Raw genomic sequence first — 13,964 nt, 5'->3', positions numbered from 1 at the left:
ATAGGTTAATAACCAGATCTTGTTAAGTCGTATGTACTATTTTTAGTTTAGCGTTGCCCAGAATGTACACCAATTAATCTCGCGAATTACAAGAAAACTATTATTGAAATGAGGCGTGCATTGTGAAGTTGGACGTGAATGAGTTAGCAGAGTATCTTGCCAATAATCCTTTCCGAGTAGAAGGAGTATATCGTTATGCTAAAAATCCAGGTGTGCCTTGTGCTGAGTCTACAGATTCTTTCCCAGGATTTGTATTTCCACTTACAGGGAAGACGCAATTTCAATTTAATGGTACGCCGTATATCCTTTCCCCAGGAAAAGTTATACATGGGGGTGCAAAAATGACATTAGCCCATAAAATGCTTGGTGAAATAAACTGGGAATATATTCTTGTTTTATATCAGATAAGCAATTCAGAACGAGAAGACTCTGGCTTTACTCATCAGCATTTTGAATTATTAACAGGACAATCTCCTCGTCTTGTCGAATTACTTATGCGTCTTTGGGATGTGTATAATCAGCGTGGAGGCATTTCGATGCTTCAGACCGAAATGCTGTTTCGCGAAGCGTTGAATGAAGCTTTATTAAGTGTTGTCAATAGAGAAAACAACTATGAGTCGCATACTTTATTCGAACGAATATCTAGTTATGTTCGTAAATACTATTATAAAGATATTACAATACATACGCTTACAGAACAAAATAATGTTAATCGAAATCGTCTTTCTTACGTGTTTAGAAAGCATGCAGGTATGGGGCCAGCAGAATATGTATTGAACTATCGTATAAAGATGGCTCAAAAAATGTTATGTACAAGTGGTGTGCCTGTACAACAAATTGCGCAGGCTGTTGGAATCGCAGACCCTTTTTATTTTAGTAGAGTTTTCAAGAAGCGAGTTGGCATTTCGCCTACTAAATATCGCGAGAAGTTCATCAATAATCCATACTAATGTCAACAGGGGTCCATTCTTATTTGAAAATCACTGTTCTATACTTATGGAGAGTTAAAGGAAACATTGGATTGAAAGAACTTTCATTGAAATCACTCCTTTGTACTATCTGAATGAAAAGTTCTGGCCGGAGCATTTTCTTTTTAAGCGTAATGACGACTTTTTTACTTAGATTATTGTAATATAGTGGAAGTTAAAAATGAGGAGGGATTATTATCCATTACCAACCTATTAAACTAAATGACGAGTTATCTAAAATTAACGATTATTGGTATCCACGAGTGATTGGTGAAATGAATGATGATCAAATTCAGCTTTTTAAAGCTAATGGAGATTTTATATGGCATGAGCATCCTAATACGGATAAGCTATTTATTGTGCTTGAAGGGGAGATGTTCATCGATTTCCGTGATGGACAGGTGAAAATTTCTAAGGGCGAGATGTTTATTGTCCCGAGAGGCGTTGAGCATAAACCTTTCACTGAAAAGGAATCCCACATCATGTTGGTAGAGCCTAAAAGGGAAATGGATTGATAATCGTAAAAAGATAAAAAAGGAGCGGAAATCCGTTCCTTTTTTATTTATCTTACTATTTTTAGGAGCTTAGTATGAGTAAGATGTGAATAAAGGATGAATAGCATTTTTATCAATAAAAATTTATTGGATTTTTTGTGGAATATATATGAAACGTTGTATAAAATAATCAAGAAAGCCAAAAATTATAGGGGGAAAGTTGTGAAGAAAAATAAGAGTTTAATAAGTTTTTTAGGAGTGTTTATTATGTTGTTTTCTTTTTGTTTTCAAGGAAATGTACAGGCAGATGTAAATACTGTTCAATCTGGAAAAATCAAATCAGGAAACGTAACAGTATGGGAAGTTGGAAATGTAGCGAAAGTATTAGCGGATGTGGAGCGCTTAAATTTAAATACAGTAAATGTACCGATTCAAGTGGATATCCCGAATGTGACTTCTACGAATATGGTAATTAATCAAGCGCAAAAGCAACAAGCTATTATTTTAATTCAAGAATTATTAAAGCGTAATATTCAAGTTATAGTGGAACCGTTCCCGTATATTCAGCAGGGGAATGTTGGAGAGACAGAATGGAACCCAAGTAACATTAATGATTTCTTCTGGAATTGGAAGACGGTTATTCTGCAAGATATTTTTAATTCCATTACAAGTAAATACAATGTGTATGGACTAAAGATTGCTTCTAATTTCGTGAATATGGAGTATGCAGAAGGATACTGGAGCGATACAATTAATTTTGTTCGTAATCAGTATAAAGGAAATGTTTTGTATCAAATGAACTGGTGGTTAACAGCAAGTTGGGACTCTTCTTATGAAGCGAAGTTTAAAGAAAAAATCAATCGCCCGTATTTAAAAAAGGTGGATATTGTTAGCATAGATAGTTGGTTTGAAGTTTCAGGAAAAAGGAATCCAACATATGAAGAAGTGAAACAAAGTTTATTTGCGACAACAGTATATAATCGTGGGCAAAATGTTGTTCAGCAATTGGAACAATTACATAATGCAACAGGAAAGCCAGTTTACTTCGGTGGATTTAACGTTCCAGCACGTGAACTTGGATTACAAAATCCATGGAATCCAGATGTTTCAAATGTGTTTTCGAAAGATGTACAATTAAATGGATGGCGTGCTTACCGCGATGTATTAGAACCGAAACCATATTTTAAAGGTTTTTCAATTTGGTTTATTGGCTCTAATGATAGTACACATCCGTATCAAATACATAGTAAAGAAGCAGAGGCAGTTATTAACGGGTGGTACCGAAAATAAATTTTATAAAATAGGTAAGTTTTAAAGTTTACTACATATATTTCTAGTGAAAGGCCTTTCACCATCTTATCACCTAGGGGGCAATCATAATGAAATTTTTGTCTTACCTTACAGTAATTTTGGTGATTCTTGGCGGTTTGAATTGGTTATTTGTAGCGTTAGATTACAATGTAGTTGAGAAATGGTTTGGTTCTATGCCGGCGCTTGTGGACACTATTTATTGGCTCATTGGTCTCTCTGCTATTTATCAAATTTTTGATCGGTTCTTTACGAACGATTAGCTATTATTCTTTCATTATTAGAGTGTTAAGTACGATTATGTACTTAACACTTTTTTATATGTTCATAAAAAAGTCTGCACTTGCAAGCGATTCCATCGCGTCTTGCGCCGTAATAATAGAAAACAAATTGACCACATATTATATTTTGGGTTATAATTCAGAAAGTTTAAAAAATAATCCGATGAGAAATAGGGAGGTTATGAGGGTAATGGAGAGAGTCTATAATTTTTCAGCAGGACCATCAATACTCCCTTTGCCAGTTTTAGAGAAAGTGCAAAAGGAGCTATTAAATTATAACGGGACAGGCATGTCTATTATGGAAATGAGTCATCGATCTTCTTATTTTCAAAGTATTATAGAGGAAGCGAGTAACTTACTTCGTGAATTAATGAGCATCCCTGATGAGTATGATATTTTATTTTTACAAGGCGGTGCGTCATTACAATTCTCTATGATACCGTTGAACTTAATGAATACGTATAAAAAAGCTGGATACGTACTAACTGGCTCATGGTCTAAAAAGGCATTGCAAGAAGCCGAAAAAGTTGGGGAAGTACAAGTGATTGCTTCTTCCGAGCAAGAGAAGTTTACTACGATTCCTAAACTGGACGGTTTATTAAGTGATGAAAAACTAGATTATGTACATATTACAACGAATAATACAATTGAGGGGACAAAATATGTGGAAATTCCACATGTAGAAAGAGTGCCGCTCGTTGCGGATATGTCCTCAAATATTTTATCAGAGAGATATGATGTTTCGAAGTTTGGTCTTATATATGCGGGGGCGCAAAAGAATTTAGGACCTGCGGGTTTAACGATTGCTATTATAAAAAGAGATTTAATTGGGGGAGCAGATCGCTCTTGTCCGACAATGTTAAATTATGAAACTTACAGTAAAAATAACTCCTTATATAATACACCGCCATCCTTTAGTATTTACGTAACAAAACTTGTACTAGAGTGGTTGAAAGAGCAAGGCGGAGTATCTGCGATTGAAGAACAAAATAAAATGAAATCTTCACTTATTTATCATTTTTTAGATGAATCTAAATTGTTTACTTCACCAGTTGACCCTGCGTATCGATCACTTATGAACATTCCATTTACAACACCGTCAGAAGAACTTAATAATGAGTTTTTACAAAAGGCGAAGGAACGCGGTTTCGTTACGCTAAAAGGACATCGCTCAGTCGGCGGTATGCGTGCAAGTATTTACAATGCGATGCCAGTGGAAGGTGTAAAACAATTAGTAGATTATATGAAGGAATTTGAGCTTGAGAATAGATAGGGAGATGGGGATATGTTTCGTGTTCAAACGTTAAATCAAATTGCAGAAAAAGGTTTACAAGTTTTTACTGAAGAACGTTATGAAGTAGGGGATAAAATCAATCACCCAGATGGGATTTTGCTTCGTAGCTACTCTTTACATCAAGAAGAGTTTTCAAAAGACTTAAAGGCGATTGCAAGAGCTGGCGCTGGTGTAAATAATATTCCTGTCGAGCGATGTACAGAAAAAGGAATTGTAGTATTTAACACGCCGGGGGCAAATGCAAACGCTGTAAAGGAACTCATTATTGCCAGTCTTATTATGTCTTCACGTAACATTATTAATGGTGTAAGTTGGACGAAAAACTTAGAGGGTGAAGAAGTACCACAGCTTGTTGAATCAGGAAAAAAACAATTTGTTGGATCAGAAATTGCAGGGAAACGTCTAGGTGTTATCGGACTTGGCGCAATTGGTGCTTTAGTTGCGAACGATGCGTTAGCATTAGGGATGGATGTTATCGGATATGATCCTTATATTTCAGTTGAAACAGCTTGGCGTCTTTCTACACATGTGCAAAGAGCATTTAGCCTTGATGAAATTTTTGCAACGTGTGATTATATTACACTGCATATTCCTCTTACGAATCAAACGAAGGGGATTATTGGGGAACACGCTGTAGAGAAGATGAAAAGAGGGATGCGTCTATTTAATTTCTCTAGAGGAGAACTTGTAGATGAAAAGGTTCTTCAAAAAGCATTAGAAGAAGATATTATTACACATTACGTAACGGACTTCCCAAATGAAAATGTAATAAAGATGAAAAATGTAACAGCGACGCCTCACCTTGGTGCATCTACGTCTGAATCAGAAGAAAATTGTGCAGTAATGGCAGCACGTCAATTACGTGAATATTTAGAGACAGGAAATATTCGTAATTCAGTAAACTATCCAAACGTAGAATTGCCGTATATCGGAAAGAAACGAATTACAATTATGCATCAAAACGTTCCAAACATGGTAGGACAAATTACAGGATGTTTAGCAGAACATCATATTAATATTGCCGATATGATTAATCGTAGTAAACATTCTTGGGCATACACAATGATTGATATCGATAACGGAATTGATGATATAATAAAAGAGAATATTGTAGAAAATATAAGCAAAATTACAGGTGTTGTAGCCGTTCGAATGATTGTGTAAAGGAGAGAGGAATGTGGCAAAAATACGACCGTTTCGGGCCATTCGTCCAGTAGAGGAAAAAGCGGCACAAGTGGCAGCTTTACCGTATGACGTATTAAATAGTGAAGAGGCAAGGGAAGTTGTAAAAGGGAATCCATATTCTTTCTTGCATGTTGATAAAGCAGAAATTGATTTAGATCCTGAACTGTCACCGTATGATGATCGCGTGTATGAAAAAGCGGGCGACAATTTAAAGCAATTTATACGAGAAGAAGTGTTCATACAAGATGAAGAGCCAGCGCTATATATTTATGAACTGACGATGCAAGGAAGAACGCAGTCAGGCCTTGTCGTTTGTACATCTATTGATGAGTATGAAGATGATACAATTAAAAAACATGAAAGAACACGTCATGAAAAAGAGCTAGATCGTATTCGCCACGTAGATGTGTGTGACGCAAATACAGGTCCGATTTTTTTAACGTACCGTACAAAAGATGAAGTAAAGCATTTAATTAGGAGCTGGAAAGAAGAACATACGCCAATTTATACATTTACAGCAGAAGACGGTGTTAAGCATGTTGTGTGGAAGATTGTAGATGAAGATGTAATTACGACTTTAGTAAACGCATTTGAAGATATTCCTAATCTTTATATTGCAGACGGGCATCACCGTTCTGCATCAGCTGCAAAAGTAGGACTTATGCGAAGAGAACAATATCCAAATTACACAGGAGAAGAGGAATTTAATTTCTTCTTATCGGTTCTATTCCCTCATGATGAATTATCGATTTGGGATTATAACCGAGTTGTGAAAGATTTAAATGGCTTATCAGAGGAACAGTTTTTAAATCAAATTACGCAGTACTTTTATGTAGAAGAAGCAACTGTTTCTCCGTATAAACCAAATGAGCCCAAATCATTTGGTATGTATGTAAATGAGAAGTGGTATAAGCTTACTGTGAAAGAGGAAACGTTTGATGCGAATGATCTTGTTAGAGGTTTAGATGTATCTATCCTGCAAGATCATTTATTAAGCCAAGTGCTTGAAATACATGATCCGCGATCTGATTCACGCATCGACTTTGTCGGAGGAATCCGTGGATTAGAAGAACTAGAACGTCTTGTAAATAGCGGTGAATATAAAGTGGCGTTTTCACTATATCCGACATCAATGGAAGCTTTATTAGCAATCGCAGATGCCGGAGAAGTCATGCCGCCAAAATCAACGTGGTTTGAACCGAAACTGCGTAGCGGGTTGTTTGTACATTCTTTAAAATAAATAGACTTCTTTAGTTAGAAAAACCGAAATGATTTTTAGTTTCGGTTTTTCTTATTTTACAAGTGTTTTTGAGGAGGGGTATGAATGAAATTGCAAGTAGGCGAAAAAATCAACTTTGAACGAACTTTTACGAAAGAGGATGTTGCGTTATTTACAGAAGTATCGAAAGATGAAGGCGTTCATCATGTTACACCAGATGAGCAGGGAAGATTTGTTGTACAAGGGCTGTTAACATCAACATTGCCTACAAAAATTGGCGGTGATTATAACGTACTAGCTCGCAAAATGGATTTTGAATTTTTACGTCCTGTTTTTAGCGGCGATACGATTCGTTGTGACGTAACTATTGAACAATTTGAGCCTGATGAAAAAAATCGTACAAAAATTATTGCGACGTTTATATGTAGGAATCAACTTGAAAAGGAAGTTATGAAGGGGAGTTTTTCGGGGATTATACTTTAATTAGTAAAAAAAGAAATGAATAGGTGGGGCATGATGTCTCTAGGGCGTAGATTTTTAATTCCCCCATGAAGAAAATTTTATGCATTGCTGAATACTGATAATATACTCTGTTCATTTTTAACTTGAATAAACTCGTCAACAAAAAGGACATTCCTAGTATTACAAGAAATGTCCTTTCCACTAAATTATAAGGTATTTTGCTGAAATTCAAACTCTAAAATTAGTTTACTAGTTTGACCTGTAAACTGATAATTATAGGATCCTCTCAGGTTTTCTAAGTTACCAGTAGCTTTAATAATTGTTCCTGGGGAATCTAAATTTCCTTTATCAAATATTCCTTGCTCTAGAGCTGTAAATGTTCCTTGTTGCCCCTTATAAATCCCTTCAAAGTGTAAAAATCCAGAAATTTTAGCAGTAGCTAAGTGACCATCATTTATATTTGAGTCTAAATAATATAATAAGTATTCAACAAAAGCCTTTCCTTTTAATTCCCCATCAATATCATATTCGACATGAGCAATATTAATAGGGAAATCTTTTTTATTATCATCGATTGGTTTTTCATCCCACTTACTTACTGTAAATGTTACTTCCATACACGTAATCTCCCTCCAATTATATACTTTTAAAAAGTACCAATTCACAGACATATCTCATAGGAGTGTTTTTATTCATTCCACGCCACTTTCCAAAATAGAGAAAGATTCATTTTCACAATTAATTTCTGCCATTGCACCGTAAGGTAAAATAAACTTCGGTTCAGTATGGCCAAAATTTAAATTATAAAGAATCGGCAAATCTTCTAAGTTATGTTCCTTCATAACCTGCAATATTTCCTGTTTATATTCTTCATAGTATTGTTCATCTTTCGGTTTACCAAAAATGATTCCTTTTGCTTTTTGCAGAATACCTTGTGCTGCATAATTTCGTAACCAATATTTTATATAACTTGGTTCTGGATGATCTTCAGAAGTTTCAAAGAAGAGAATACTATTCTCCCAATGTTTTTTCTCAGGCCAAAGTTCCGTTCCTTTTGCAAATTCCAATACTTCAATACAACCACCAATTAAGCGCCCCTGTACAGTGGTAGAGCCTTGAAGTAGCTCATATCCATTGTTTTGCTGCATCGTACGTCTTGTATCCTTATTTATTTCAATCCATTCTAAATGCTCACTTGTCCATTCATAAGCTGGTTGAATCTCTCCAATCGTTTCATTTGAAAAGAGAGTACGATTTACCATTTCAATTGTATATGGATCCATCTCTACATTTTCGGCAAAGTCGGTCAAAATTGCTGGACCGTATAAAGAGGAAAGCCCTGCTTTATGGCAAAATAAATGTGAAATAGTAACGTCAGAGTACCCCATAAAAATTTTCGGGTTTTCGCGTATCACATTAAAATCTATATAGGGAAGTAACCGGATGCTATCTTCACCGCCAATATTCGCGATAATTGCTTTCACGCGTGTATCTTTAAATGCTGTCATTATATCTTCCGCACGATCCTCTGGATTGTTATAAAGGTATTCGCTACCTTTTAAGCTATTTGGCATTGGGATAACCGTAAGACTAAAAACTTCTTCTAATCTTTTTACTCCTTGTTCATATCGCCATCTTATTTCAGAATCACCTGCACCGCCCCATGAAGGACTTACTGTTGCTACGATATCTCCTGGCTGTAATCTCTTTGGCTTTATTAACATATGAATCCCGCTCCTATATAATTTAATGAACTACGGCTATACAAACCGTAGAGTTGAAGAACATTGTACATGACATTAGTTTCTCCACCTTCAATAAGTTCACCTGCTGTAATTTGAGAATTTAGTATTAGTGCTGAATATAGGAATAATTTACAAATATTTTTTGCTAAAATTTATATTTGAAAATCACAGTATGCATCATTGCATGAGGAAAACGGTTGTTATTTTTACAACCTGTAACTATAATGATTACAGGTTGGTCGATACCAATCAAAAAAAATAAAATTATCATGAATGGAGATGTTACATATGGGTATGAAAAAAATAATTTTAGCAGGTGCTTTAGGGATCGCAGCATTATCAGGAACAAATGTACCAGGATTAGAACTAACAAAAGCGAGTGCAGCTTCTATTGAATCGAATTTCTCGACGTTAGAAGGACGAGTAGTAGAAGTAGATAACGGTGTGATTGTTGTAAAATCTAAGCAATATGAGGAACCTGTTAGTGTGTATATTGATTCACTTTCAAACGTGAAAGTAGGAGATGAAGTAAAAGCTACTGGATCTATGATGCGTAATTTTACAGAATACATGGTTGCAACTGCAGTTGAAAATACAACAAACAAGTTAGGTATGCACATGAAAGAAGATGGCTCGCCCGATTATGTAATTGGAGAAGTATCAAAAGTAGGAACGATGGAAGATGAGGGAGACGGTGCTACTAAATATGTTGTAGTTGAGTATCCATCGCTAAACGGGAAGAAAGATATTATTGATGTTTTCTTAACAAAGGGACAAGTATTTAATGTGGGTGAGAAAGTGAAAATTGATATGAAGTATGTAGGGTGGGGCGGAAGTTCTATTAACTGGAACACAGTTGACCATATTGAAAAAGTTCATGAAGCAAAGACGAACGTTGAAAATAATGATGATGTATGGATTTGGTCTTAATAAGGCGAGTATAAGTCGTTATTTGCAATTTTCTCCAAACAATACATGTAAAAACTAAATGTATCATGCAGTACCCATCTAATTATCATTGCGTATGACAATTAGGTGGGTACTTTTTTATTTGAAATTTGTGCAAGTCAATGTTCAGCATTTCTTTTTAAGAGTAAATTACGGGTGAAATCAAAACTTTATTTGCAGTACATAATAAATAATGTTGATTTTTTATCTTATATTAAAATAAAAACAAACCACTGTTCGATTTGAATATTCCACGATATAATGGTGAGAGTTTATGACAGAATAAATATTTACATAAGAAGTGAGGTACTGTATGAAAAAAAGAACGACAGACATTATTTTTATTATTATCGGTGCATTTCTTTTTGCGTTAGGTGTCAATTTGTTTGTTATCCCGAATGAGTTTGGTGAGGGCGGGGTAACAGGTATCACGATTATTACGTACTATTTATTTGAATGGTCACCGGGTTTAGTTAACTTAATTTTAAATGCGATTTTGTTAATAGCCGGTTATAAATTTTTAAATAAGATTACAACAATTTATACAATCATTGCTGTAGTTACAAACTCACTATTTCTTCATTTGACAGAAGGTTGGACGATCGCTTCGGATGAAATGCTCGTAAATGCCATTTTCGGAGGAATATTTATTGGATGCGGGATTGGTCTAATCATTCGTGTTGGCGGAACAACTGCAGGTACTACCATCTTAGCAAGGATGACACATAAATATTTAGGATGGAGCATTAGCTACGGTCTACTGTTCTTCGATTTAATTGTTGCGTTTTCATCGTATTTCATCATTGGTGCAGAAAAACTGATGATAACAATTATTATGTTATATGTAGCAACGAAAGTGATGGAGTTTGTAATTGAAGGTTTAAATCCGAAGAAAGCCATTACGATTATTTCTGATAATCCGAATGAAATTGCCGGGAAGGTAACTACCTTAATGGGCAGAGGGGTTACTGTGTACTCAGGTCATGGCTATTACACGAAAACTCCGAAGGAAATTCTTTATGTTGTTATTAATAAGCAAGAAGTAGTGAAGCTAAAACGGATTGTTCAAACTACAGATCCGGCTGCGTTCATCGCTATACACGATGTTCGTGACGTATTTGGAGAAGGATTCGTTGATATTTCTAAAGCATAGAAATTATTTTTCATTAAAATAATCTTAATACTAAAACGTAAGAATCTATTTTGAATAATCTTTTTTCAAAATAGATTCTTTTTCTTTTTCTTGCAAAAAATTCAATTGTTTCTTAATGTAGTGATGTAGAAGGATGAACGAGAGAGGGTTTAATGAAGATGATACATATTTTATTAGCTGATGACGATAAACATATTAGAGAGTTGTTGCATTATCATTTACAAAAAGAGGGATTTCAAGTTTTTGAGGCGGAAGATGGAAAGGTAGCGCAAGACGTATTAGAGAAGGAAAATATTCATCTTGCGATCGTAGACATTATGATGCCATTTGTTGATGGCTATACGTTATGTGAAGAAATACGGAAGTATCATGACATCCCTGTTATTTTATTAACTGCGAAAGACCAGTTAGTGGATAAAGAAAAAGGCTTCATTTCTGGTACAGACGATTATATTGTGAAACCATTTGAACCAGCTGAAGTGATTTTTCGTATGAAAGCTTTATTACGTCGTTATCAAATGCTGAGTGCAGATATTATTACGTTGCACGGAACGACAATTGATCGAAAAGGTGTGGAAGTAAAGTGTAACGGTCAAACAATTTTGCTTCCTTTAAAGGAATTTGAGCTATTATCACAACTTGCTAGTTATCCTGGAAGAACATTTTCAAGAGAAGAATTAATTGAATTAGTATGGGGAATGGATTTTGAAGGAGATGAACGAACAGTTGATGTTCATGTGAAGCGACTACGAGATCGTTTCTCAAAACGAACGGATGATTTTCAAATTACGACAGTGCGCGGTCTCGGGTATAAGTTGGAGTTGAAATAAGATGAAATCACTATATTCTAGATTTGTATTTATGACGGTCGGCATTATGCTACTTAGTAGTATTATCGGCTTTTTATTAACGAACGTATATTATCAAGTGAAGTTAAAACCGTATAACAGTGAAAAGATTTTAAAGTATGCTGAAGAAGTTAAATCGTTATATGAAAAGCAAAGTGAAGAAAATCAAGAGGCGTACTTACATTCTATCGCAAAGTTAGGGTATGAAATTTATATTGTCGATGATCAAAAGAATGGAAAGCGTATCGGCAATGCGTTTCGTAAGACGTCTATTAGCGATGCTACTGTTCATAAAGTATTGCAAGGAGAAACGTTTAATGGTGTTTCTACGTATCCAACGCGTCTTTTTATTACAGGATTTTTCGATAATGAATTAATAAATAGTGTTGGTGTACCGGTAAAGCACGGTGATAAACAGTACGCGTTATTTATTCGCCCCGACATTCAGAACCAATTTGGGGAAATGCGAATTTTCTTAGCGGTATTACTTGGGTTTATCGTACTATTAAGCATTATCTTTATAGCGATTGCAGCAGGTTATATCGTTCGCCCAATCCGTAAATTTACGAAGGCTACGCAAAAAATTGCGAGTGGGGAATATGAAATTGAATTAGATGTAAAACGAAAAGATGAAATAGGAACGTTATCTACAAGCTTCCAAAAGATGACGAAAAGTATAAAAGAACTAGATGAAATGAGACAAGAATTCGTTTCGAACGTTTCACATGAATTTCAGTCGCCGCTTTCTTCCATACAAGGTTTTTCAAAGACGTTGCAAACAGAAAAAATGAGCGTGGAAGAAAGAAACCATTACTTACAAATTATTGAGGGTGAAAGTAAGCGAATGTCTAGTTTATGTAAACAGTTACTCACGCTTGCATCACTAGATAAAGAAGAGAAAGTTCTACAAATAAAAGAATTCAATTTGCAGAAGCAAATTAAAGACGTTATTTTTATGCTCGAATGGAAATGGCGTGAAAAAGATATCGCTGTTGAATTTGATGTGCCAGATATCACTATAAAAGGTGATGAAAACTTACTTCATCAAGTATGGAGTAATATCTTTACGAATAGCATTAAGTTTTCAAACGATGGTGGAACGATTGAGTTTTTCGTGGAAGAGTTAGAGTCTAGCGTTATAATTTCTATATCAGACAACGGAATCGGTATGGAGCAAGAAGAAATGGATCGTATTTTTGACCGTTTTTACAAAGTAGATACAGCAAGGGCAAGAAACGTAGAAGGTAGCGGTTTAGGATTATCAATCGTGCAGAAGATTGTTGAACTGCATAAAGGGACCGTTTCGGTATATAGCACGAAAGGGGAAGGGACGACTGTTCGGGTGGAGCTTCCTAAATAGATAGAAGAGGCTGTTTGGGAACAGCCTCTTCTTTTTTTGTCGCTAGTATACGTGTAAAATGAAAAAATATGAGTCATTTTAATTGCATAATCGGATGAGTTTGTGGAGTGAGATTAGCAGGAAGTTTATTTGAACATGTAGAATCCCTACAGAGTTATAAGGGTCTGATGAGAACTGTAACTATTTAGGGGGAGATTATTTTGAAACGAGTTGACTTGTTATTAAACGCACTAGATTCAACATTCGATAAAGAGAGTTGGTATGCACCGTTTAAACATGCTATAGAAGGACTTACAGCTGAACAGGCTATGTGGAAACCAGCTGGAGAGATAACGAATACCATTTGGGAGAATGTTAATCATCTCACTTATTACAAAGAAAGACTTGCAGCAAACTTGGAAGGACGTGAATGGACACATAATCTTGACGGTAATGACACCTTTTATCTTACTAAGCAATCTAATAATGATACGGAATGGAAGAAAGTCGTTGAACATTCTGAAAATGCTCAACGTAATTTAAGACAGGTATTGAGTGCAATTTCTGAAAAAGAGCTTGAACAAAATTCACTTGAGGGGAAATTACTGGATATCATGCTTCATGATGCCTATCATACGGGCCAAATTATTCAATTAAGGAAAATGCAGGGGGCATGGCCATCAAAGCGTTAAAGGCACCTTTTAGTTGGTGCTATTGTTG

General features: G+C 35.3%; 15 protein-coding genes. 13 read left to right on the top strand and 2 right to left on the bottom strand.

Going from position 1 to position 13,964, the window contains the following annotated elements; translation table 11 throughout:
- The first annotated feature begins 122 nt into the window (after window positions 1–122).
- The 8 genes from OXT04_RS08260 to OXT04_RS08225 all read left to right on the top strand — a co-directional run bounded on the left by OXT04_RS08260 (window position 123) and on the right by OXT04_RS08225 (window position 7,232).
- A complete protein-coding gene (locus OXT04_RS08260; protein WP_061660427.1) occupies window positions 123–950 on the top strand; it encodes a helix-turn-helix transcriptional regulator in 828 nt (275 codons plus the stop codon).
- Window positions 951–1,243: 293 nt separating this feature from the next.
- Window positions 1,244–1,483, top strand: a complete 240-nt coding sequence (locus OXT04_RS08255) for a cupin domain-containing protein (protein WP_000997182.1) — start codon at window positions 1,244–1,246, stop codon at window positions 1,481–1,483.
- Between the two features lie 201 nt (window positions 1,484–1,684).
- On the top strand, window positions 1,685–2,752 hold the full coding sequence (locus OXT04_RS08250) for a glycoside hydrolase family 113 (protein WP_000739781.1): 1,068 nt from the start codon (window positions 1,685–1,687) through the stop codon (window positions 2,750–2,752).
- Between the two features lie 89 nt (window positions 2,753–2,841).
- Window positions 2,842–3,033: a DUF378 domain-containing protein gene (locus OXT04_RS08245; protein ID WP_000670804.1), complete on the top strand. Its 192-nt coding sequence runs from the start codon at window positions 2,842–2,844 to the stop codon at window positions 3,031–3,033.
- Window positions 3,034–3,241: 208 nt separating this feature from the next.
- Window positions 3,242–4,324, top strand: coding sequence for a 3-phosphoserine/phosphohydroxythreonine transaminase (serC, locus tag OXT04_RS08240; RefSeq protein WP_000442914.1), 1,083 nt, complete (start codon window positions 3,242–3,244; stop codon window positions 4,322–4,324).
- Between the two features lie 12 nt (window positions 4,325–4,336).
- The gene (locus OXT04_RS08235) at window positions 4,337–5,509 is read left to right on the top strand and encodes a 3-phosphoglycerate dehydrogenase family protein (protein WP_000490222.1); all 1,173 of its coding nucleotides are present in this window, start codon (window positions 4,337–4,339) and stop codon (window positions 5,507–5,509) included.
- Window positions 5,510–5,522: 13 nt separating this feature from the next.
- Window positions 5,523–6,770, top strand: a complete 1,248-nt coding sequence (locus tag OXT04_RS08230; protein ID WP_001063081.1) for a DUF1015 domain-containing protein — start codon at window positions 5,523–5,525, stop codon at window positions 6,768–6,770.
- Window positions 6,771–6,854: 84 nt separating this feature from the next.
- On the top strand, window positions 6,855–7,232 hold the full coding sequence (locus OXT04_RS08225; RefSeq protein WP_000776354.1) for a MaoC family dehydratase: 378 nt from the start codon (window positions 6,855–6,857) through the stop codon (window positions 7,230–7,232).
- Between the two features lie 185 nt (window positions 7,233–7,417).
- On the opposite strand, the gene OXT04_RS08220 is transcribed toward OXT04_RS08225, so the two are convergent.
- On the bottom strand, window positions 7,418–7,828 hold the full coding sequence (locus OXT04_RS08220; RefSeq protein WP_000454093.1) for a DUF3224 domain-containing protein: 411 nt from the start codon (window positions 7,826–7,828) through the stop codon (window positions 7,418–7,420).
- A 75-nt stretch (window positions 7,829–7,903) separates the two neighbouring features.
- The gene (locus OXT04_RS08215; protein WP_000905881.1) at window positions 7,904–8,935 is read right to left on the bottom strand and encodes a S66 family peptidase; all 1,032 of its coding nucleotides are present in this window, start codon (window positions 8,933–8,935) and stop codon (window positions 7,904–7,906) included.
- Window positions 8,936–9,244: 309 nt separating this feature from the next.
- Here OXT04_RS08215 and OXT04_RS08210 point away from each other — a divergent pair, with 309 nt between their 5' ends.
- The 5 genes from OXT04_RS08210 (at window position 9,245) to OXT04_RS08190 (ending at window position 13,936) form a co-directional block, all read left to right on the top strand.
- Complete coding sequence (locus OXT04_RS08210; RefSeq protein ID WP_016512568.1) at window positions 9,245–9,886, top strand: F0F1 ATP synthase subunit alpha; 642 nt, start codon at window positions 9,245–9,247, stop codon at window positions 9,884–9,886.
- 331 nt (window positions 9,887–10,217) lie between these two features.
- Window positions 10,218–11,057, top strand: a complete 840-nt coding sequence (locus tag OXT04_RS08205; protein ID WP_000747488.1) for a YitT family protein — start codon at window positions 10,218–10,220, stop codon at window positions 11,055–11,057.
- 152 nt (window positions 11,058–11,209) lie between these two features.
- On the top strand, window positions 11,210–11,887 hold the full coding sequence (locus OXT04_RS08200; protein WP_000781973.1) for a response regulator transcription factor: 678 nt from the start codon (window positions 11,210–11,212) through the stop codon (window positions 11,885–11,887).
- A 1-nt stretch (window position 11,888) separates the two neighbouring features.
- Window positions 11,889–13,265: a sensor histidine kinase gene (locus OXT04_RS08195; RefSeq protein WP_098251139.1), complete on the top strand. Its 1,377-nt coding sequence runs from the start codon at window positions 11,889–11,891 to the stop codon at window positions 13,263–13,265.
- 200 nt (window positions 13,266–13,465) lie between these two features.
- The gene (locus tag OXT04_RS08190) at window positions 13,466–13,936 is read left to right on the top strand and encodes a DinB family protein (protein WP_098251138.1); all 471 of its coding nucleotides are present in this window, start codon (window positions 13,466–13,468) and stop codon (window positions 13,934–13,936) included.
- Window positions 13,937–13,964 lie beyond the last annotated feature (28 nt).

Source organism: Bacillus sp. GC_Bacil_1 (genome assembly GCF_026540675.1).
Classification (GTDB): domain Bacteria; phylum Bacillota; class Bacilli; order Bacillales; family Bacillaceae_G; genus Bacillus_A; species Bacillus_A cereus.
Note: the sequence above shows the minus strand (reverse complement) of the source record. Positions and strands in the feature narration are given on the sequence as shown.